The organism is Brevundimonas sp. KM4, assembly GCF_000964075.1.
Lineage (GTDB): Bacteria > Pseudomonadota > Alphaproteobacteria > Caulobacterales > Caulobacteraceae > Brevundimonas > Brevundimonas huaxiensis.
This window is the reverse complement of sequence record NZ_JZRG01000006.1, coordinates 101,535-121,168: the sequence shown is the minus strand read 5'-3', so window position 1 is coordinate 121,168 and position 19,634 is coordinate 101,535. Positions and strand designations below refer to the sequence as shown.

At 68.2% G+C, this 19,634-nt stretch carries 18 protein-coding genes and 1 tRNA gene; 8 read left to right on the top strand and 11 right to left on the bottom strand.

Annotation, left to right across the window (positions count from 1 at the left end; genetic code table 11):
* Nucleotides 1-323: 323 nt before the first annotated feature.
* Nucleotides 324-3,188 carry a pitrilysin family protein gene (locus VH88_RS03400; RefSeq protein WP_045809999.1) on the bottom strand — a complete coding sequence of 955 codons (2,865 nt, stop codon included), beginning with the start codon at nt 3,186-3,188 and terminating at the stop codon, nt 324-326.
* A 247-nt stretch (nt 3,189-3,435) separates the two neighbouring features.
* On the opposite strand from VH88_RS03400, the gene VH88_RS15345 reads away from it, so the two are divergent.
* Nucleotides 3,436-5,157, top strand: a complete 1,722-nt coding sequence (locus VH88_RS15345) for an ATP-binding protein (RefSeq protein ID WP_052689476.1) — start codon at nt 3,436-3,438, stop codon at nt 5,155-5,157.
* On the opposite strand, the gene VH88_RS03390 is transcribed toward VH88_RS15345, so the two are convergent.
* The gene (locus VH88_RS03390) at nt 5,154-6,023 is read right to left on the bottom strand and encodes an isoaspartyl peptidase/L-asparaginase family protein (protein WP_045809998.1); all 870 of its coding nucleotides are present in this window, start codon (nt 6,021-6,023) and stop codon (nt 5,154-5,156) included. The genes VH88_RS15345 and VH88_RS03390 overlap by 4 nt on opposite strands.
* Before the next feature lie 145 nt (nt 6,024-6,168).
* Here VH88_RS03390 and VH88_RS03385 point away from each other — a divergent pair, with 145 nt between their 5' ends.
* The gene (locus VH88_RS03385) at nt 6,169-7,170 is read left to right on the top strand and encodes an NADPH:quinone oxidoreductase family protein (protein WP_045809997.1); all 1,002 of its coding nucleotides are present in this window, start codon (nt 6,169-6,171) and stop codon (nt 7,168-7,170) included.
* A 4-nt stretch (nt 7,171-7,174) separates the two neighbouring features.
* Here the strand turns inward: VH88_RS03385 and VH88_RS03380 are convergent, their stop codons facing one another.
* Nucleotides 7,175-8,359, bottom strand: coding sequence for a S41 family peptidase (locus tag VH88_RS03380; RefSeq protein ID WP_052689475.1), 1,185 nt, complete (start codon nt 8,357-8,359; stop codon nt 7,175-7,177).
* Nucleotides 8,360-8,416: 57 nt separating this feature from the next.
* The gene (locus VH88_RS03375) at nt 8,417-8,815 is read right to left on the bottom strand and encodes a YkvA family protein (protein WP_045809996.1); all 399 of its coding nucleotides are present in this window, start codon (nt 8,813-8,815) and stop codon (nt 8,417-8,419) included.
* 55 nt (nt 8,816-8,870) lie between these two features.
* Between VH88_RS03375 and VH88_RS03370 the strand changes: the two genes are divergently transcribed.
* Both VH88_RS03370 and VH88_RS03365 read left to right on the top strand, forming a co-directional pair.
* Complete coding sequence (locus VH88_RS03370; protein ID WP_045809995.1) at nt 8,871-9,653, top strand: SDR family oxidoreductase; 783 nt, start codon at nt 8,871-8,873, stop codon at nt 9,651-9,653.
* 220 nt (nt 9,654-9,873) lie between these two features.
* A tRNA-Gly gene (locus tag VH88_RS03365) sits at nt 9,874-9,948 on the top strand.
* A gap of 74 nt (nt 9,949-10,022) precedes the next feature.
* Here VH88_RS03365 and VH88_RS03360 read toward each other — a convergent pair.
* Complete coding sequence (locus tag VH88_RS03360) at nt 10,023-10,487, bottom strand: DUF3429 domain-containing protein (protein ID WP_045809994.1); 465 nt, start codon at nt 10,485-10,487, stop codon at nt 10,023-10,025.
* A gap of 95 nt (nt 10,488-10,582) precedes the next feature.
* Here VH88_RS03360 and VH88_RS03355 point away from each other — a divergent pair, with 95 nt between their 5' ends.
* From VH88_RS03355 to VH88_RS03345, 3 genes are all read left to right on the top strand, one after another.
* Nucleotides 10,583-10,939 carry a thiol-disulfide oxidoreductase DCC family protein gene (locus VH88_RS03355; RefSeq protein ID WP_045809993.1) on the top strand — a complete coding sequence of 119 codons (357 nt, stop codon included), beginning with the start codon at nt 10,583-10,585 and terminating at the stop codon, nt 10,937-10,939.
* A gap of 12 nt (nt 10,940-10,951) precedes the next feature.
* The gene (locus VH88_RS03350) at nt 10,952-12,490 is read left to right on the top strand and encodes a cryptochrome/photolyase family protein (RefSeq protein ID WP_045809992.1); all 1,539 of its coding nucleotides are present in this window, start codon (nt 10,952-10,954) and stop codon (nt 12,488-12,490) included.
* A gap of 98 nt (nt 12,491-12,588) precedes the next feature.
* Nucleotides 12,589-13,314, top strand: coding sequence for a M48 family metallopeptidase (locus tag VH88_RS03345; RefSeq protein WP_045810042.1), 726 nt, complete (start codon nt 12,589-12,591; stop codon nt 13,312-13,314).
* On the opposite strand, the gene VH88_RS03340 is transcribed toward VH88_RS03345, so the two are convergent.
* Genes VH88_RS03340 through ccmA form a run of 6 tightly spaced genes read right to left on the bottom strand, consistent with a single transcriptional unit; the run spans nt 13,315 to nt 16,508 of the window.
* Nucleotides 13,315-13,593, bottom strand: coding sequence for a hypothetical protein (locus VH88_RS03340; protein WP_039243838.1), 279 nt, complete (start codon nt 13,591-13,593; stop codon nt 13,315-13,317).
* Nucleotides 13,594-13,638: 45 nt separating this feature from the next.
* Nucleotides 13,639-14,199 carry a DsbE family thiol:disulfide interchange protein gene (locus VH88_RS03335; RefSeq protein WP_045809991.1) on the bottom strand — a complete coding sequence of 187 codons (561 nt, stop codon included), beginning with the start codon at nt 14,197-14,199 and terminating at the stop codon, nt 13,639-13,641.
* Entirely contained in the window at nt 14,196-14,414 is a 219-nt protein-coding gene (gene ccmD / locus VH88_RS03330; protein WP_045809990.1) for a heme exporter protein CcmD, read from the bottom strand. The genes VH88_RS03335 and ccmD overlap by 4 nt, the downstream gene beginning before the upstream one ends.
* Nucleotides 14,415-14,418: 4 nt before the next feature.
* The gene (locus VH88_RS03325) at nt 14,419-15,138 is read right to left on the bottom strand and encodes a heme ABC transporter permease (RefSeq protein ID WP_045809989.1); all 720 of its coding nucleotides are present in this window, start codon (nt 15,136-15,138) and stop codon (nt 14,419-14,421) included.
* 39 nt (nt 15,139-15,177) lie between these two features.
* Nucleotides 15,178-15,888, bottom strand: coding sequence for a heme exporter protein CcmB (gene ccmB, locus VH88_RS03320; RefSeq protein ID WP_045809988.1), 711 nt, complete (start codon nt 15,886-15,888; stop codon nt 15,178-15,180).
* Nucleotides 15,885-16,508 carry a heme ABC exporter ATP-binding protein CcmA gene (gene ccmA / locus VH88_RS03315; RefSeq protein WP_045809987.1) on the bottom strand — a complete coding sequence of 208 codons (624 nt, stop codon included), beginning with the start codon at nt 16,506-16,508 and terminating at the stop codon, nt 15,885-15,887. The genes ccmB and ccmA overlap by 4 nt, the downstream gene beginning before the upstream one ends.
* A gap of 367 nt (nt 16,509-16,875) precedes the next feature.
* Between ccmA and acnA the strand changes: the two genes are divergently transcribed.
* Nucleotides 16,876-19,602: an aconitate hydratase AcnA gene (gene acnA / locus VH88_RS03310; RefSeq protein ID WP_045809986.1), complete on the top strand. Its 2,727-nt coding sequence runs from the start codon at nt 16,876-16,878 to the stop codon at nt 19,600-19,602.
* Nucleotides 19,603-19,634 lie beyond the last annotated feature (32 nt).

Genomic DNA, 19,634 nt, shown 5'->3' with positions numbered 1-19,634 from the left:
TTGCACGCGGCGAAAAGGGTGCAATGGCGTACAATTCGGCGCCAAGAGACGGAAATCGAAGGGATAAATCTCCGCTCGAATTGCACGCGTGCAATTTTCGAGGCAGGTCGGCCCGGCCTTGAGACCCAGGGTCGCGTCGCGGGGCGGATCGCGATGTCAAAGATCGGGGATGGATCATATCCCCAATTGAAGCCCGTATGGATGATTGTCGAGGGCGGCCCGAAAGTCCCTGAAAAGAGACGACTTCGGTCCTGAAAATAGGACGGCTGGCGGCCGACCCCCTCCTTCGCCGCAAGGGAAGGAGGGGGCTTGCCGATCCGGTCTTATTTCAGCGAGCCGGTGTTCAGGTTCAGGGCGCCGGCCTCGATGACTTCGAGGTTCGGGTGTTTGGCGCGCAGATCGTCCAGGAACTTCGAGCCGTCGCCGACGATGACCAGGCTGGCGCGGTTGACCGGCAGGTGTTCGGCGAAGGCGGCCTCGACCTGTTCCGGCGTGACGGCGCGAACCCGGCCGGCGTAATCGGCCAGATCGCTCATCGGCAGATCATAGAGCGCCAGGTTGGCGACCAAAGCGCCCAAGCCGTCCACCGTCTCCAGCGAGCGGCCGAAGCCGCCGATCAGGGTGGCGCGGCGCGGGGCCAGATCGGCCTGGGTCGGGGTCTCGGTTCCCAGCTTGGCGATCTCGGCCAGGATCAGATCGGCGACCTCGTCGGCGGTCTCGTTCTTGGTCTGGGTCGAGGCGGTGAACAGGCCCGCATCCGCCCGTGCGCCCAGCGACGACGAGGCGCCGTAGGACAGACCGCGCTTGATGCGGATCTCCTGGTTCAGCCGCGACGAGAAGCCGCCGCCCAGCAGGGTGTTGCCGACCGTCAGCGGGAAGAAGTCCGCATCGGTGCGCGACACGCCGCGAACGGCGGCGACGACCGCGGCCTGACCGGCGCCGGGCTGGTTCACCACGACAATGCGCGGCGCCAGGGGCTGGCCAGCCGGATTGGTCGCAGCGGCCGGGGCCGCGCCGGCCGGACGCCAGTCGCCGAACGCCTGTTGCGCCAGGGCGCGGGCGGCGGCCGGCGTGATGTCGCCCGAGAAGACCAGGGTCGCGTCCGACGGCCGGTAGCGGGCGGCGTGGAAGGCGGCGACGTCGGCCGCCGTGATGGCCGGGACCGTCTGCTGGGTGATCGTCGCGCCATAGGGGGCGTCGCCGTAGATGACGCGGCCGACCGTCATGCCGGCGATGGACGCCGGCTGGCTGAGGGCGACGCGCAGGCCGTCCAGGGTCTGGGCCTGCTGACGTTCAAGCTCTTCGCCGGCGAAGGTGGGGTTCTTCACCAGATCCGCCATCAGGGCGACGGTCGCCGGGAAGGCGTTCGACGGCGCGTTGGCGTAGACGTTGGAGAAGTCGACCCCGGCCGATGCGCCGATGCTGGCGCCCAGTTGTTCGATCTGGGTGGCGATCTCGGGCGCGGTCCGGGTCTTTGTGCCCTGGGTCAGAAGCGCGGCGGTCATGGCGGCGACGCCGGCCTTGCCCGTCGGATCATCGGACGAACCGGCGTCGAAGCTGAGGCGGGCCGAGACCAGCGGCACGCCGTCGGTCGGGGCGACCAGGACGCGCAGGCCGTTATCGAGCCGGAAGTCGGCGACGGTCGGCGTCACGGGCGCGACCTCGGCGCCCGGCTGGGGCAGGGGCTTGCGCTCCGCCTCGGGCAGCAGGACGGCGGGCGGACCGGCGGGGGCCAGGTCGGCGACCTTCACGGGGGCGTCCACGTTCATCTTCTGGACCGAGGCGGGATGCTGATCGTCGGCGGCCAGATAGGTGATGGTCGATTGGCGCTGCGGCGTCAGATATTTGCGGGCGACGCGCTGGACGTCGGCGACGGTGACGGCCTGGATCTGGGCGACCTCTTCGTCCGCAGCGGCGGCCGAGCCGGTGTTGATCAGGGCATAACCCAGGGCCGTGGCGCGATCATCCACCGTCTCGCGGCTGCGCAGCGTATTGGCGACGATCTCGTTCTTGGCCTCGGCCAGTTCAGCGGCGCTGACAGGCGTGTCGCGCAGCTTGGCGATCTCGTCGTTGAGGGCGGCAATGCCTTCCTCGGCCGTGTGGCCCTGGGCCATGATGGCGAGGGCGGACAGGTTGCCGGCCTGCTGCGAGAAGTCGGGGGTCGAGCCGATCTGGGCCGCGATCTGCTTGTCATAGACCAGCGAGCGATACAGGCGGCTGGATTCGCCGGTGGACAGGATGCCGTCCAGAACGGTCAGGGCGGCGCGGTCGGCGTCGGCGTATTTCACCGTCGGCCAGGCGACGACGGCGGCCGGCAGCGGCACGTTCGGCGCATAGTAGGTGACGTTGCGCGGACCCGTCGGCTCGGGCTCGACGACATTGTTGGTCGGGATCGGCGTGGTCGGGTTCTTCAGCGGGCCGAAATACTGATCGACCCAGCGGTCCAGCTGGGCCTGGTCGAAGTTGCCGGCCACGATCAGATAGGCGGCGTCGGGACGATAATAGGTGGCGTGGAAGCGGCGCGCGTCCTCAAGAGACGAGGCCTCCAGCTCCTCGATCGAACCGATGCCCGGACGGCGATAGGGGCTGTCCTGATAGATGGTCTCGGGCACGAAGAGGCCGAACAGGCGGCCGTAGGGGTTGGCCAGGATCCGCTGGCGGTATTCCTCCTTCACCACGTCGCGCTCGGCGACGAAGGTCGGCTCGTCCACGACCAGCGAACCCATGCGGTCGGCCTCGGCGAACAGCATCCGCTCCAGATGGTTGGCGGGCACGGTCTCGAAATAGGCGGTGGTGTCGTCGGCGGTGAAGGCGTTGTTGGAGCCGCCCACGTCCTCGGTCAGCCGGTCGAAGGTCTCGGGCGGCAGGTTGGTGGTCGACTTGAACATCAGGTGTTCGAACAGGTGGGCGAAGCCTGAACGGCCGGCCGGATCGTCCTTGGAGCCGACCTTGTACCAGACCTGGACCGTGACGTTCGAGGTGTCGGCGTCACGCGCCGAATAGACCTCCAGCCCGTTCGCCAGAACGCGCTTGGTGAAGCCCAGCGGGGGCACGGTCACGCCCTGCGGCGCCTGCCCCGTCGATTGAGCGGCGGCCGCGGCGGGCGCGGCGCCCTCTGCGAAGGCGGGGGCGGCGAGGCCGAGAAGGAGGGCCGAGGCGGCGGCTGTGGCGATCAGGCGGGATTTCATGAAAGGCTCCGAAGCCCGGAACGCCGGGCGCCGAGACCGTATCAGCGATTGGGCGTCTTGCACCTTACCGAGCTGTAATGAACCGGATAAGGCGCGGGTCGTTGATGGACAAACCCCCGACGGCGCTCTATTCGCCAATAGGTCGCATCCCAGCGACGACCCAAGCCGAGGACGCGTGCCGAGACGAGCGAAAGCGACTTCTGTCTCCGACGAAAAGATCGCGGTCTGGGCCTTCGTCCTGCAAAATATGGTTACTCCGCCCGCCGTCCTCTACGGCAGCTGGGCGGCCGCCGGGCTGATCTTGGCGGCCCTCGGGCAGCCGTGGGTGGGGCTGGGGTTCGCCCTGGTCGGCATGGCGTTCGACGCCTGGGCGCAAGGGCGCGTCAGGCGATACCAGAAGGCTGAGGCGCCCGTCGCGGGCTGGCCCCTGCTGCTGATGGCCATCGTGGCGATCCGGTTCGCCCTGGGGGTGTCCGGGCCGCTTATCGCCTGGCTGATGAATCCCCGCGCAGATGTGATGCTGGTGGTGGTGTTGATCCAGGTCTGGTCGATCGGCGTGGCCTTCGTTCAGTTCAGCGCGGCTCCTCGGCTGTTGGCGCTGGCGGCGGCGCCGATCTGCGCGACCGTGCTGGTCGTGATCTATCCCTCGCTGATCGGGCCGCACGGTCTGGCGGTGGCGGCGGCCTTCGTCATGCTGGCGACAATCCTGTTCATCATCTCGCGCGCGACCCACGCCCTGTGGTGCGACCTGTTCGCGGCGGACCAGCGCAACAAGGCATTGCTGATGGACGTGCAGGCGGCGCATGAGGCGGCCGTGCTGGACCGCGACGCCGCCCGATGCGCGCGTCTGGAGGCGGACGAGGCCAATGCCGCCAAGTCTCGCTTCCTGGCCAATATGAGCCATGAGATCCGCACCCCTCTGAACGGCGTCATCGGCATGGCGCAGATCATGGCGGGCGACGCGCTGGAGGAGCGGCAGAAGGCGCGACTGGAGATCCTGGACCGGTCGGCCCACACGCTGCTGGACCTGATCAACCAGATCCTGGACCTGTCGCGGATCGAGGAGGGGCGGCTGGAGATTGTGCCGCAGCCCATCGATGCGGACGCCCTGGTCCACGAAGTCACAGAGACGCTGCGGCCCTTGGCCGAAAGCAAGGACCTGGCCTTCCGCGTCGTGTCGCCGGGCCTGGGCTGGGTCAGCGCCGACCCGGTCCGGCTTCGCCAGATCCTGTTCAACCTCCTGTCCAACGCCATCAAGTTCACGACACAGGGGCAGGTGGCGTTGGATGTCGCGCTGACGGACGCCGGGGCGGTGTTCCGCGTGTCGGACACGGGGCGGGGCATACCTGCGGACCAGATAGGGCAGCTCTTCACGCGCTTCGCCCAGATCGAGGCGGCGGCCGTCGATCGGCGCGACGGGGCCGGGCTGGGCCTTTCGATCGTGGCGACGCTGGTGGAGCTGATGGGCGGCCGGATCGAGGTGGAGAGCGAGGCGGGCGAAGGGGCGACCTTCGTCGTCACGCTGCCGCTGATGCCAGCGCAGCCCGAGAAGGCCGGCGAGGATGCGCCGGACGCCGAGCCGGAGCGGGCGCTGCGGGTGCTGGTCGCCGAGGACCACCCGGTCAATCAGCAGGTGATCCGGGGCCTTCTAGGCCAGGTCGGGATCGAGGTCGAGATTGTCGACGATGGTCTTCAGGCGGTCGAAGCGACGCAAACGCGCGACTGGGACCTGATCCTGATGGATGTGCAGATGCCGCACATGGACGGTCCGACGGCGACCCGGACGATCCGGCAGCGCGAGACCGACCAGGGGCTGGTCCGCACGCCGATCATCGCCCTGACGGCCAATGCGATGGTGGAGCAGGTCGAGAGCTATCTGGCCGCGGGCATGGACGCGGTGGTCAGCAAGCCCGTCGATCTGAAACGACTGCTGACCGCCATTTCCGACGTGATGTCCGCCAAGACCTAGTCGCGGAAGACCTGGACGCCGATCTCGCCGGCAGGCGTCAGCCAGGCGTGCTTCATGCCCTGGCTGTTGAAGGGGGCGGCGATGTTTCCGGCGGCGTCCAGGGCGATCATTCCGCCGTCGCCGCCCATCTGACCGATCTCGTCGATGACGGCCTGGGTCGCCTCGGCCAGCGACTGACCGGCGGCGACGCGCCAGGCGACCTGGGCGGAGGCGGCGACGCGGATGAAATATTCGCCCTGGCCGGTGCAGGAGGTCGCGGCGTGGGCGTCGGCCCAGGTTCCGGCGGCGGGGATCGGCGTGTCGCCGACGCGGCCCGGCATCTTGCCGAACACCCCGGCGGTCGAGGTGGCGGCGGCGAGACGGCCCTGGCTGTCCAGCACGCAGGCGCCGACAGTGCCGTGGCTGAGGATGCCGGGCGGATGGTTGTCCTCGCCCTTGCCGGCGCCGGTGAACCAGGCGGCTTCGTCGGCGATGGGCTCCAGCCCCTGGTCGTGGGCGAACAGGGCCGCGCCGTCGCCCACCAGCATGACGTGGGGGGTGCGATCCATCACCGCGCGGGCGGCGACGACGGGATTGCGGAACCCTTGCAGGGCGGCGACGGCGCCGGCGCGTTTCGTCGATCCGTCCATGATGCTGGCGTCCAGCTCATAGGCGCCGGCGAGATTGGGGGACGCGCCCTTGCCGGCGACATAGAGGCCCGAATCCTCCAGCATGACGACGGCGGCGGTGGCGACATCCAGGGCGCTGTCGCCCGCGTCCAGCCGGACCTTCATGGCTTCCACCACTTCGCGCATGTGCACGACCTCGGCGTCGTAGTTGCGTTCGCGCCGGGCGCCGGCGCCGCCGTGGAGGATGAGGGCGGTCATGTCGTCTTCCTGAGCCTTGTCCTTATCGCCTCTTTCAAACGGGCGTGGCGCTCTTTAGCGTCGCGATGAAGGCCGCGCCATGTCGGTCCAAGGGAAAACGGCCTCAAGCAGCGCAAAGCGCGATAGGCCCAGAAAGGAAACTTTGATGCGCGCTGTTCTGTCCAAGACGCCTGGCGGCCCCGAAACCCTGGTCGTGGAGGAAGTGCTCGACCCGACGCCCAAGGCGGGCGAGGTGATCATCGAGGTCAAGGCGGTGGGGATCAACTATCCCGACACCCTGATCATCGAGGACAAATACCAGTTCCGGCCCGAGCGGCCCTTCTCGCCGGGCGCCGAGGTCGCGGGCGTGGTCGAGGCGGTGGGCGAGGGCGTCAAGGGCGTACGCAAGGGCGACCGGGTCATCGCCGTGCCGGGCTGGGGCGGACTGGTCGAGCGGCTGGCGGTGCGGGCCGAGACGGTCATCCCCATCCCCGACGTCATGAGCTTCGAAGAGGCGGCGGCCCTGATCATGACCCATGGCACCAGCTACTATGCGCTGAAGGACCGGGCGCAGCTGAAGGCGGGCGAAACCCTCTTGGTGCTGGGCGCGGCCGGGGGCGTGGGCGCCGCCGCCGTCGAACTGGGCAAGGCTATGGGGGCCAAGGTGGTCGCCGCCGCCTCGACCAACGACAAGGTCGAGTTCGCGCTTGAACTGGGCGCCGACAACGGCCTGATCTATCCGTCGGGACCGATGGACAAGGCGGCGCAAAAAGAGCTGTCCGGCGAGTTCAAGCTGGCGACCGGCCGCGACGGGGCGGACGTGGTCTATGACGCGGTCGGCGGCGACTACGCCGATCCGGCGCTGAGGGCCATGGACTGGAACGGGCGCTATCTGGTGGTCGGCTTTCCGGCGGGCATTCCTTCCCTGCCGCTGAACCTGACGCTGCTGAAGTCGGTGTCGGTGATCGGCGTCTTCTGGGGTGCGGCGGTGATGCGCGATCCCAAGGCCCACGCCGCCAACATGGCCGAACTGATGCAGATGTACGCCGACGGCAAGATCAGGCCGCGGGTCTCGAAAACCTTCCCGCTGGAAAAGGCCGGCGAAGCGATCAAGGCGCTGGGCGACCGTCAGGCGCTGGGCAAGATCGTGGTGACAGTCGAGAGCTGAAGGATCAGGCCGACGGGCAGCGGAAGTCCTCGCGCGGAACGCCCGACACCGACGACAGGCGCTCCGCCGGCAGCTTGATCGTCAGGCCGGAACGCTCCAGGTGGAAGTCGTAAATAGCCCCCAAGAGGCCAGCCATCGGGCAGCCCGTGACCCGCGCGCCCTGGGCGTCAAGGCCCAGGGCCAGGCCCTCGCCCATGCTGCCGGTCCAGCGGCCGACCTTGACCCGAACCGCGCCTGAGTGATGGCGGCCGGGGCGGGGCAGCACTTCTTCGATCCACTGGCGCGGCACGCCGGTCTCGCGCTCTTCCGACATCAGGCGGTGCACCTGATAGGGGCGGGCTTCGCTCACGAACCAGCCCATGACCGCGCGTGCGACGACCGTGTTGCCGCCGCTGGGGGTGTCGGTCAGATCCAGGATGATCGTCTCGTTGCGGCGGGCCTGGGTCATGGCGGCGTCGAAGGCGGCGATGGTGCGGTCGTCGCCCAAGGAATCGTTGAAGGTTATGGTCAGGCCGTCACGTCCGCGCGTGGTCGTGATCGGCCCGGTGTCGGGGCGCGGCGCCGCATAAAGGTTGGGCAGCGCCAGCTCCCTTTGCGGACCGTCGCCGCGCTGGACCGTCAGGCGGCGCGGGCGGTCGCGGCGTCCCGCCGCCAGGACGCGCACGGCGTAGCCGGCGTCGGCGCCCGACTCCAGGCCCAGATCACGCCAATAGGCGGCGACGGCCTCGGCGACCGGCACGCCGTCGATCCGGATCAGCCGGTCGCCCACCGTCACTCCAGCGCCCTGGGCCGGGGATCGGTCGCGCACGGCTGTGATGCGATAGAGGCCGCCCTCGGGTTCGATCCACAGGTCGGCGTAGCTGGGGACGATGGCCCAGCTGTCGGAGAACGAACTGCCAGTGATGACATGGGCGTCCGCCAGCAGCGCCAGCCGCCGCTCGGCGTAGCGCAGCAGGGTGGCGCTGTCGTGAACCGCATCGGCTTCGGCGCGCAGACGCTCGGTCATGGGCGCCTGGCCAGACGGGAAGCGGTCCAGATAGGCGTAGTTCGCCGCGATCAGCCCGTCGATGGACCGGGCGTCGTTTCGATAGTCTTCGGCCGTCGGCCCGGTCATCTGGGCGGCGGCCGAAATCGGCAAGCCGAGGACGAGGACGGCGCAGAGCGGCGCCACGCGGTTCAGAATGGACATGGTCCCGAGGCTGGAACCCGTCCGACTTCGAGACAACTGAATTATCGGTAAGCTAGGCTATTTCGCCTTCAGCCGCTGCACCGCGTCCTCGGCTTGGTCGCGGTGGCGGCGTTTGATGTTGGCGCCGACCAGGGCCAGCAGGGCGGTGATGACGGCGGCGTCGTCGGTATAGCCGATGCCCGCGAAGATGTCGGGAATGGCGTCCACCGGCATGACGAAATAGGCCAGGCCCGCAAAGATCATGCCCTTGGCCGCCATCGGCGTCTGCGGATCGCGCGCGGCGTACCAGGCGGCCAGGGCCTGGTCCGCAAAGGGGATGCGGGCGGCCGTGCGCTGGATCTTGGGCCAGAAGCCCTTGGTCACGCGGGCCTCGTTGATCTTCACCACCGACGGCACGAGCGCCTTTTTCGGGTCCAGGACATCCGACGGATCGGCGGGTTTGGCTTTGGCGGTCATGGCCGCTAAATCCTCAATCGAAACTCAGGTTCACGACAATATAGGAACGATCAGGATGAAACTCGACAACACCATCGCCGCAGTGGTCACCGGCGGCGCCTCGGGCCTGGGCGAAGGCACCGCGCGCGCCATCGCGGCGACGGGGGCCAAGGTCGCCCTGTTCGACCTGAACGCCGAAAAGGGCGAGGCTATCGCCGCCGAGATCGGCGGCGTCTTCTGCCAGGTGGACGTGACCGACGACGCCTCGGTCGCCGCCGCCTTCGAAAAGGCTCGCGCCGCCCATGGACAGGAGCGTCTGACCGTCAACTGCGCCGGCATCGCCACGGGCCAGAAGACCGTCTCGCGCAAGAAGGACACCGGCGAGATCAAGGCCCACGACATGGCCCAGTTCGAACGGACCGTGCGGGTCAATCTGTTCGGCACCTTCCGCGTCCTGTCGCAGTCGGCGGCGGGCATGGTGACGCTGGAGCCGATGGCGGACGGCGAGCGCGGCCTGATCGTCAACACCGCCTCGGTGGCGGCGCAGGACGGTCAGATCGGCCAGGCGGCCTATTCGGCGTCCAAGGGCGGCGTCTATGCGATGACCCTGCCGATCGCGCGCGATCTGGCCCAGGAAGGGGTGCGCTGCAACACCATCCTGCCCGGCATCATGTGGACGCCGATGATGGCCGGGATGGATCAGAAGATCCAGGACGCCCTGGCCGCCGCCATCCCCTTCCCCAGCCGTCTGGGCACGCCGGCCGACTATGCGTCGCTGGTGCTAGAGCTGGCGCGAAACGTCTACATCAACGGCGAATGCATCCGTCTGGACGGCGGGATTCGTCTGGCGCCGCGCTGACGCGCGGAAGGGCGCTACGCTCGCGACGCGGTCGCTCGCTGCTTGAGCGCAAAAGCGCTCAGGCGGCGAGCAGCAAAGCGTTTCAGCGGCGACCGTAAAGGCAAATATCGGGCTCAAGCAGCGCGAACCGCGATAGCCCGAAAAAACCTCTTGCAGGACCGATCAACCCTCCGCTATACGCCCCCTCCTCGACGGGGAGCGCACCTAGCTCCTACGGAGTGCGGGCGTAGCTCAGTGGTAGAGCACAACCTTGCCAAGGTTGGGGTCGAGAGTTCGAATCTCTTCGCCCGCTCCAAGTCGAGACGAGTAAAATCAGGGGCCTGTCGGTTGCGGCAGGCCCCGATTTTTTGCCCGATGCCTAAGATATTTTCAGATCAGTCCGGCGACGAGCGTCAGCACGCCCAGACCGATTGACAGCGGCGCCCGCAGCGCGAGCCAGCCCTGGGGCGTCAGACCGGTCGTCTTCAGCTTCAGATCGACCAGGACGCTGGCGGCGATGAAGACGCCCAGCACGACAAGCGACACGGCCGGGTCGGAGCCCGCCGCCCAAACGACGCTGGTCGCCAACGCGAGAAGCGAGGGCGCCACAGAGGCGATCCAGACCCATTTGGGCGCCTTCAGGCCCGTCGCAGCCGCCAGTCCCCACCAGACGCCGCCCAGGAAGCTGAAGATCAGGGCGGCGTAGGCGTAGGCTAGGCCGAGAGCGGCGGTCTGCTGGTCCGCGTCGCCTGCAACAAGGACGGCGACCGCCGCCGCCTGGGGCAGCAGGCCGGCGAAACCCAGGACGCGGGCGAGCGGCGGCAAGCGATGTCGGCCGGTGGATTCAATCGTCATCGGACACCTGTCGAGGCGGGTTGCGATCCAGACTGTAGAGGACGCCCGTATAGGATGGCGAGCCCGTTCGCCGTCGCCGAGAGCCTTCGACCGTCATGACCCCCTTGCTCGTCTGGTACGATGGCGGTTGTCCCCTGTGCCGACGCGAGATCGCCCTGATGCGTCGGATGGATCGACGCGGCGCGATCCGCTTCGTTGATGTGTCGGATGGTCAGACGAGCTGCCCGCTGGATCGCGAGACGCTGCTGGCGCGATTCCACGCAACGGAGAACGGCAGGCTGCTGTCGGGCGCGGCGGCGTTCGCGGCGATGTGGCGGGCCATACCGCTGTTGCGCCCGATAGGCCTGGCCGCACGCATCCCCTGGGTCCTTGCGGCGTTGGAGAGGGCGTACCGGGTATTTCTGCGCCTGCGTCCTCGACTTCAGTCTCTCGCTCGCAAATGGGCCCGGTGATGGAAATAACGCATGTCCGTGCTTAGGCTGGTGCTGGGCGATCAACTGTCGGACGACCTGTCGGCGCTGAAGGATCTGAACCCGGACATCGACACGGTTCTGATGGCTGAGGTTCGCGACGAGGCGACCTATGTCCGGCATCACAAGCAGAAGCTGGCACTGGTCTTCGCCGCCATGCGCAATCACGCCGAGCGGCTGAAGGGGCGGGGCGTCAATGTGCGCTATGTGCGGATCGACGACGCGGACAACAGCGGGTCGATCACCGGCGAACTGGCCCGGGCGCTGGACGACGGCGCTTATGAAACGGTGGTGATGACCGAATGCGGCGAGTGGCGGTTGGCCGAGCATCTGGCCGCCTTTGCGGAAGGGGCGGGGCTGCCGGTCGAGATTCGCGAGGATCGCCGCTTCATCAGCAGCCACGACCGTTTTCGCCGCTGGGCCTCGGGCAAGTCGCAGCTGCGCATGGAGTTCTTCTATCGCGAGATGCGCCGCGCGACGGGCATCCTGATGGACGGCGATCAGCCGGAGGGTGGGCGCTGGAACTATGACGCCGAGAACCGCAAGAAGCTGGCCAAGGGCGTGACGCCGCCCAATCGCCTGCGCATCCGGCCCAACGCCGTGGCGCGCGAGGCGATGGCGGATGTCGAGCGACTGTTCGGCGACCATTTCGGATCGCTGGACGGATTCGGCTGGGCCACGACGGCGGAGGAGGCGGAGGCCTCGCTGAAGCACTTCCTGAAAGATGTCCTGCCCTCATTCGGGGACTGGCAGGACGCGATGGCGGAGGGTCAGCCGTGGATGTGGCACGGGCTGATCTCGACCTCGATCAACCTGGGCCTGCTGGACCCGCTGGACGTCTGCAAGCGCGCCGAGGCGGTCTATCGGGCGGGCAAAGCGCCGCTGAATGCGGTCGAAGGCTTCATCCGGCAAATCCTGGGATGGCGCGAGTTCGTGCGCGGCATCTACTGGCTGAAGGCGCCGGAGTATCGGGCGCGCAATTTCCTGGATGCGGACCGCAATCTGCCCTGGTTCTACTGGTCCGGCGAGACCGACATGGCCTGTGTCGCCGACGTGGTGAAGACCACGCGCGACAACGCCTACGCCCACCATATCCAGCGGCTGATGGTGACGGGCAATCTGGCCTTGCTGCTGGGCGTGCATCCCGATCAGGTCGATGACTGGTACATGTGCGTCTATGCCGACGCCTATGAATGGGTCGAGATGCCCAATACGCGCGGCATGGCCCTGTTCGCCGATGGGGGCATCGTGGGGTCCAAGCCCTATGCGGCCTCGGGGGCCTACATCGACCGGATGAGCGACTATTGCGGGGCGTGTCGCTATGACGTGAAGAGCAAGAGCGGCGATGCCGCCTGCCCGTTCAACCGGCTGTACTGGGGCTTTCTGGAGCGCAATCGCGGCCGGTTGCGGGTCAATGTGCGGCTGGCCATGCCTTACCGCACGCTGGAGAAGTTCGGAGAGGCCAAGCGCAAGGCCCTGGCGGCCGAGGCGGAGGCATGCCGGACCCTGTTGGGCGCGACGCCGATCGATTGACGGTGGAACCTCAAGCCCAGCGCGACCATTTGCCTTGCTGTTTCGTCCTGCTCGAAGAGGCCGCCCCCGTGATCCTGCCCCGCCGTTCCGCCCTTGTAATGGCCGCCGCCGTCGCGGCCTCGGCCCTGTCCGCCTGCGCCTATAACGAGGCCTTGGGTCGCAATCAGCTGCTGCTGGTGGACAACGCCGCCCTGTCGCAGCAATCGACCGCGGCCTGGCGCGAGGCCATCGCCAAGCCAGGGGTGATGACGACCGGCGCCCAGGTCGACCGGATCCGGCGCGTCGGCGACCGTCTGGTCCAAGCGGCGGGTCTGGGCAATCGGCCCTGGGACTATGCGGTGTTCACGGAGGCCAGCCCCAACGCCTTCGTTCTACCGTCCGGCCAGATCGGCGTGACGACCAGCCTGTTGGCCCTGGTCCAGAACGACGACCAGCTGGCCAGCGTGATCGGTCACGAAATCGGGCACGTCGTCGCCAACCATGCGGCCGAGCGCGCCTCGAACCAGACGGTGACCAGCGTCGGTCTGGCGGCCGTCGGGGGGGCTGCGGGTCGCTACGGGGATGCGGTCAATGCCTATGGCGGTCTGGCCGCCCAATACGGCCTGCTGCTGCCCTATTCGCGGCGCGACGAGCTGGAGGCCGACCGTCTGGGCGTGGACTATATGGCCGGAGCCGGGTTCAAGCCGTCGGAAGCGGTGGCGCTATGGCGACTGATGGCGGCGCAGCGTCAGACCCAGACGCCGCAGTTCGCCTCGACCCACCCGTCGGATGCGACCCGGATCGAGGCGTTGCAGCAATATATCGCCAGCCGCGGCTGGAACTGATCAGACCCGGATGTCGAGGTAGGAGCCGGGGCGCATGATCCGCGGCTCCTCGCGCTGGGCCGGGGCGGGGGGCGCTTCCACCGGTCGCGCCGGGTTGGCGGTGCGAATCGTGGACATGACGGCGGCGGCCGGGACCGGCGGCTTCGGCGCCGCAGTCTGATCCACCGCATTCTGATTCAGGGCGGCGCGGAAGAAGGCCGCCTGGGCGCTGCGGGCGCTCGGAAGATCAAGGCCCTGGGCGGGCGTGTTCAGCGGCAGGCCGGGACGAATCGCGCTCATGCCGACATGGTTAATGGAAACCCTCGAAAAAGGGTTAACGCGGCCTCACCGCTTGGTCGGCGCGGGACGCGGCGGGGCCTGCATGGAGGCGACCAGCCGGTCGATGTCGGCATCGTCCAAGAGGGGGCCGGACTGTTTGGCGGTGATGCGGCCCATGGCGTCGACGGCGAAGGTCTCGGGCACGCCGGAGATGCCGAGGTCGAGCCCCGCACGACCTTCGCGGTCCACCAGCACCATGGCATAGGGATCGCCCAGTTCGTCGAGGAAGGCGCGGGTGGCGACCGGCTCGTCCTTGTAGGCGATGCCGACCACGGCGACGCCGCGCGCCTTCAGCGCCAGCAGCTTGGGATGTTCGATCCGGCACGGCGCGCACCAGGAGGCGAACACATTGACCAGCATGGGCCGACCGACGCCGGCGGTCTTCAGGTCCAGATTGCCCGGGCCCGCTTGGTCGCCAGACAGCAGGGGCAGGACCGTCTCGGGGATCGTCTGGCCGACCAGGGCGTCGGGCTTGAACGCCGGGTCGCGCTTCAGCGACCAGCCGACGAACAGGGCCGCCAGCGCCGCGAGGACCGCCAGCGGGATCAGGGCCAGCCAGCGGTTCATTTTTGTTGTCCTACCGCGCTTCGCGCGACTTGAGGACGGGTTGAGTCTGCCGCTTCTGACGAGAGAGTTTGGTCTGCTTCCAGCCGGGCCAGTTCGCGCTTCCATTTGCGGGAGGCGACGACGGCGCGGACGGTCAGGACGACCAGCACCAGGGCGCTGACGCCCCAGGCGGGCCAGACGAAGGCGGTGTAAGGAGTCATGTCGAGGTCGAGCATGGCGTCAGGCCTCCTGAGCCAGACGGGCGCGCAGGGTCATGACGCGGCGGCGGCGGATCTCGGTGCGGATGGCGGTCAGCCACAGGGCAAGGAACAGAACGCCATAGGCCGCCAGCATGGTCAGGAAGGGCGGCAGATAGACGGGGTCCAGCCCCGACGATCCGGGGGTCAGGAAGCTGGCGGGCTGATGCAGGGTGTTCCACCAGTCGACCGAGAATTTCACGATCGGCAGATTGATCAGGCCGACCAGGCCCAGGACGGCGGCGGCGCGTCCGGCCTTCTGCTCATCGTCGATCGACGCTCTCAGCGCCATATAGCCGAGGTAGAAGAGAAACAGCACCAGCACGCTGGTCAGGCGCGCGTCCCACACCCACCAGGTCCCCCACATCGGCTGGCCCCATAGCGAGCCGGTGCACAGGGCCAGGGCCGTGAAGGCTGCGCCCGGCAGGGCGGCGGCGCGGGCGGCGGCGTCGGCCAGGGCGTGGCGGAAGACCAGCGCAAAGAAACTGGATACACCCAACGCCGCATAGGCGCCCAGGCCCAGGGTGGCGGCAGGCACATGGACGAACATGATCCGCACCGTGTCGCCCTGCTGATAATCGGCCGGAGCGGTGAAGCTGAGCCAGGCGCCGACGGCCAGCAGCACGGCGGCTAGCCCCCACAGAACGGGCGTCAACGGGCCGGTGAAGGCCATGAAGCGCTGCGGATTGGACAGGCCAAACATCGATTCAGCGCTTACGCAACGAATGGACCGCGGGCAAGCTCACCCTTGCGCGTTGCGAACGGCGGCGGCCCCGGCGAAGGGGGCGACGACGGCGGCGAACAGGACGTAGGCGCAGAGCAGGGCCAGCGCCGGGCCGATCGGCTGGCCCGATCCAGCGCGCTCCAGGGCGCCGGCGCCGAAGACGACCGGGGGAATGAAAAGCGGCAGGACGACGACGGCGATCAGCAGCCCGCCACGCTTGGCGCCCAGCGCGAGAGCGGCGCCCAGAGCGCCGGTGAAGGCGAAGCCCGCGCCGCCGATCAGGGCGGTCAGGGCGACCAGCGGCGTCAGCGAGGCGGGCAGGCCCAGCGCCAGGGCGGCGACGGGGGCGGTCAGGGCAAGCGGCAGACCGACGGCGATCCACTGGGCCAGGGCCTTGATCAGGACGACCTGCTCCAGCGCCAGATGACCGAGGGCCAGCAGATCCAGCGCCCCGTCCTCCATGTCGCGCTCGAACAGCCGCTCCAGCGACAGCAGGGACGCCAGGGCGAGCGCCAACCAGGCGACGCCGCCGGCGACTGGGCCGAGTGTGCGCGGATCGCCGCCGGCCGCCAGCGGCAGTATGGCGGTCAGACAGGCGAAGAAGCCGCAGGCCAGCAAGGGGCCGCCGCCCCCGCCCCAGGCCAGATCCAGTTCGCGCTCCAGCAGCACGCGCGTCGCGCCGCGCAGGCCGGGCGGACGGGGTTCCTGATCGACATCCCGGCGGCTCATTTCAGGCTCCCCAAGTCGAGAGAGCGGGTCGGCAGCGGCAGGGGGTCGTGGACGGCGGCGACGATCAGGCCGTCGGCGTCCAAATGCCGCTGCATCTGCTCGGCGAAGGCTTCGCGCCAACGCGTGTCCAGCGGCGCCATCGGTTCGTCCAGCAGCCACAGGGCGCGCGGCGATCCGACCAGCCGGCCCATGGCCAGGCGACGGCGCTGACCGGCGGACAAACGCCGGACCTCCAGGTCCAGCAGGGGCTTCAAGCCGAAGGCCTCGACGGCGTGGTCGACGCCGTACTGGGTGTGACCTAGCCAGTCGCACTGAAACCCCAGCTCCTCGCGCGCGGTTCGGCCGCCCTTCAGCCCGTCTAGATGACCGAGAAAATGGGTTTCGCGTCCACGCGCCTGGCGCTCGTCCAGCTTATTGCCGTCGCCGTCCTGGAAGGCGACCGTCCCGGCGTCGGGCCGCAACAGGCCCGCGATCGCGCGCAGCAGGCTGGTCTTGCCCGCCCCGTTTGCGCCCGTCAGGGCCAGCACCTCGCCGGCGCGCAAGGTCAGGTCGAGACCGTCGAACAATCGCCGCTCGCCGCGCGAGACGGTCAGGCCGGAGAGGGCGAGGGTGTGGATCATGACGGCATCTCCCTCCCCGCTCCGGGGAGGGTGGCCGAGCACAGCGAGGTCGGGTGGGGGCGGCGGCGTGATACATCGCTGATCGCTTTCGCCACGAGCCGTGCGCCCCTGCCGGGCCGCCCCCACCCGGTCGCTGCTCGACCACCCTCCCCGTTCCGGGGAGGGAGAGGCAGGGCGTGTTTTCTGCGAACCCTTCTCAATGTCCACGTCAGGGGTGTGGACACATGGACGGTGCGGCGTGGCGGGGCTATAGGCACGGTCGCCGCAGCAGGCTTTCGCCGCGCGCGCAGGGGCCCTGTGAGCCGCTGCGTCTGCCGCGCGAAGGCGCAACCGGATTGTCGGGCGGCGCTGACCAGAGGAACTCTCCATGCCGTCGATCGACAGCTTCAAAACCCGCCAGGACCTTTCCGTCGGGCGTAAGAAATACGCCTATTACAGCCTTCCCGCCGCCGAGGAAGCCGGTCTGACCGGGATTTCCCGCCTGCCGCGCTCGATGAAGGTGCTGCTGGAGAACCTGCTGCGCAACGAGGACGGCGTTTCCGTCACCGAAGACGACCTGAAGGCCGTCGCCGCCTGGGTCGAGAACAAGGGCTCGGTCGAGCACGAGATCGCCTTCCGTCCGGCCCGGGTGCTGATGCAGGACTTCACCGGCGTTCCCGCCGTGGTCGATCTGGCCGCCATGCGCGACGCCATGAGCGCCCTGGGCGCCGACGCCGCCAAGATCAACCCGCTGGTGCCGGTCGATCTGGTCATCGACCACTCGGTCATGGTCGACAACTTCGGCACGTCCAAAGCCTTCGGCCAGAACGTCGAGCGTGAATACGAGCGCAACATCGAACGCTACAACTTCCTGCGCTGGGGTTCGTCGGCCTTCAACAACTTCCGCGTCGTGCCGCCCGGCACGGGCATCTGCCATCAGGTGAACCTGGAGAACCTGGCCCAGACCGTCTGGACCCTGGACGAAGGCAAGAAGACCGTCGCCTATCCCGACACCGTCGTCGGCACCGACAGCCACACCACCATGATCAACGGCCTGGCCGTCCTGGGCTGGGGCGTCGGCGGCATCGAGGCCGAGGCCGCCATGCTGGGCCAGCCGATCCCGATGCTGATCCCCGAGGTCATCGGCTTCAAGCTGACGGGTTCGATGCCCGAAGGCACGACGGCGACCGACCTGGTGCTGACCGTCACCCAGATGCTGCGCAAGAAGGGCGTGGTCGGCAAGTTCGTCGAATTCTTCGGCGACGCCCTGCCGAACATGACCATCGAGGACCAGGCGACCATCGCCAACATGGCCCCGGAATACGGCGCGACCTGCGGCTTCTTCCCCGTCTCGGCCGCCACCATCGGCTATCTGACCGCCACGGGCCGCGACAAGGCGCGCGTCGCCCTGGTCGAAGCCTACGCCAAGGCGCAAGGCCTGTGGATCGACGAGAATTCGGAAGACCCGGTCTTCACCGACGTGCTGGAACTGGACATCTCGACCGTCGTGCCGTCGCTGGCGGGTCCGAAGCGTCCGCAGGACCGCGTCGAACTGACCACCGCCGCCCCGGCCTTTGAAACCGCCCTGACCGACGTCTTCGCGCGCCCGGCCGACGCCCCGCGCGCCGAGGTCGAGGGTGAGAAGTTCACCGTCGGCGACGGCGACGTGGTCATCGCGGCCATCACCTCCTGCACCAACACCTCCAACCCGTCGGTGCTGATCGCCGCCGGCCTGGTGGCGCGCAAGGCCAATGCGCTGGGTCTGAAGGCCAAGCCCTGGGTCAAGACCTCGCTGGCCCCCGGATCGCAGGTCGTGACCGACTATCTGACCGACGCCGGCCTGCAAAAGGACCTGGACGCCCTGGGCTTCAACCTGGTCGGCTATGGCTGCACCACCTGCATCGGCAACTCGGGTCCGCTGGATCCGGCCATCTCCAAGGCGATCAACGACAACGCCTTGGTCGCGACCTCGGTCCTGTCGGGCAACCGCAACTTCGAAGGTCGCGTGAACCCCGACGTCCAGGCCAACTATCTGGCCTCGCCGCCGCTGGTCGTGGCCTACGCCATCGCCGGCTCGATGCGGATCGACATCACCAAGGATCCGATCGGTCAGGACAAGAAGGGCAACGACGTCTTCCTGAAGGACGTCTGGCCGACCACGCAGGAAATCGCCGACATCCAGCGCAAGTCCGTCACCCCCGCCATGTTCGCCAAACGCTACAAGGACGTGTTCAAGGGCGACAAGCATTGGCAGGCCATCAAGGTCACGGGCGGCCAGACCTATGAGTGGGACGACAGCTCGACCTACGTCGCCAACCCGCCTTATTTCGACGGCCTGTCGATGGACCTGACCCCGGTTCAGGACGTGGTCGAGGCCCGCGTTCTGGCCATCTTCGGCGACTCGATCACCACCGACCACATCAGCCCGGCCGGTTCGATCAAGAAGACCTCGCCCGCCGGCGTCTATCTGACCAACCACGGCGTCGAGGCGGCCGAGTTCAACAGCTACGGCGCCCGTCGCGGCAACCACGAAGTCATGATGCGCGGCACCTTCGCCAACATCCGCATCAAGAACCGCATCACGCCCGAGATCGAAGGCGGCGTGACCAAGCACTTCCCGTCGGGCGACACCATGTCGATCTATGACGCGGCCATGCGGTATCAGTCGGAAGGCCGTCCGCTGGTCGTCTTCGCCGGCAAGGAATACGGCACCGGCTCGTCGCGCGACTGGGCGGCGAAGGGCACGCGTCTGCTGGGCGTGCGCGCCGTCATCGCCGAAAGCTTCGAGCGCATCCACCGTTCGAACCTGGTCGGGATGGGCGTCGTGCCGCTGCAGTTCAAGCAGGACGGCTGGCTGAAGCTGGGCCTGACGGGCGAAGAGATCGTCACGATCCGCGGCCTGTCGGACGCCAACATCGGCAAGCTGAAGCCGCGTCAGGACCTGTGGGTCGAGCTGTTCCGCCCGTCGGACGGGAAGATGGCCCGCTTCCCCGTGCGCTGCCGCATCGATAACCAGACCGAGCTGGACTATCTGCTGGCCGGCGGCGTCATGCCCTATGTGCTGCGCAACCTGGCGCGCGGCCCGGAAACCGAGGCGCCGATCGCCGCCGAATAGGTCGCGGTTGGCCCAGACAAGAAAGAGGGCCG

Excerpts from the sequence above, each read along its gene's own strand:
- VH88_RS03400 (WP_045809999.1), bottom strand. The coding sequence starts at position 3,188 with ATGAAATCCCGCCTGATCGCCACAGCCGCCGCCTCGGCCCTCCTTCTC.
- VH88_RS15345 (WP_052689476.1), top strand. The coding sequence starts at position 3,436 with ATGGTTACTCCGCCCGCCGTCCTCTACGGCAGCTGGGCGGCCGCCGGG.
- VH88_RS03390 (WP_045809998.1), bottom strand. The coding sequence starts at position 6,023 with ATGACCGCCCTCATCCTCCACGGCGGCGCCGGCGCCCGGCGCGAACGC.
- VH88_RS03385 (WP_045809997.1), top strand. The coding sequence starts at position 6,169 with ATGCGCGCTGTTCTGTCCAAGACGCCTGGCGGCCCCGAAACCCTGGTC.
- VH88_RS03380 (WP_052689475.1), bottom strand. The coding sequence starts at position 8,359 with ATGTCCATTCTGAACCGCGTGGCGCCGCTCTGCGCCGTCCTCGTCCTC.
- VH88_RS03375 (WP_045809996.1), bottom strand. The coding sequence starts at position 8,815 with ATGACCGCCAAAGCCAAACCCGCCGATCCGTCGGATGTCCTGGACCCG.
- VH88_RS03370 (WP_045809995.1), top strand. The coding sequence starts at position 8,871 with ATGAAACTCGACAACACCATCGCCGCAGTGGTCACCGGCGGCGCCTCG.
- VH88_RS03360 (WP_045809994.1), bottom strand. The coding sequence starts at position 10,487 with ATGACGATTGAATCCACCGGCCGACATCGCTTGCCGCCGCTCGCCCGC.
- VH88_RS03355 (WP_045809993.1), top strand. The coding sequence starts at position 10,583 with ATGACCCCCTTGCTCGTCTGGTACGATGGCGGTTGTCCCCTGTGCCGA.
- VH88_RS03350 (WP_045809992.1), top strand. The coding sequence starts at position 10,952 with ATGTCCGTGCTTAGGCTGGTGCTGGGCGATCAACTGTCGGACGACCTG.
- VH88_RS03345 (WP_045810042.1), top strand. The coding sequence starts at position 12,589 with ATGGCCGCCGCCGTCGCGGCCTCGGCCCTGTCCGCCTGCGCCTATAAC.
- VH88_RS03340 (WP_039243838.1), bottom strand. The coding sequence starts at position 13,593 with ATGAGCGCGATTCGTCCCGGCCTGCCGCTGAACACGCCCGCCCAGGGC.
- VH88_RS03335 (WP_045809991.1), bottom strand. The coding sequence starts at position 14,199 with ATGAACCGCTGGCTGGCCCTGATCCCGCTGGCGGTCCTCGCGGCGCTG.
- ccmD (WP_045809990.1), bottom strand. The coding sequence starts at position 14,414 with ATGCTCGACCTCGACATGACTCCTTACACCGCCTTCGTCTGGCCCGCC.
- VH88_RS03325 (WP_045809989.1), bottom strand. The coding sequence starts at position 15,138 with ATGTTTGGCCTGTCCAATCCGCAGCGCTTCATGGCCTTCACCGGCCCG.
- ccmB (WP_045809988.1), bottom strand. The coding sequence starts at position 15,888 with ATGAGCCGCCGGGATGTCGATCAGGAACCCCGTCCGCCCGGCCTGCGC.
- ccmA (WP_045809987.1), bottom strand. The coding sequence starts at position 16,508 with ATGATCCACACCCTCGCCCTCTCCGGCCTGACCGTCTCGCGCGGCGAG.
- acnA (WP_045809986.1), top strand. The coding sequence starts at position 16,876 with ATGCCGTCGATCGACAGCTTCAAAACCCGCCAGGACCTTTCCGTCGGG.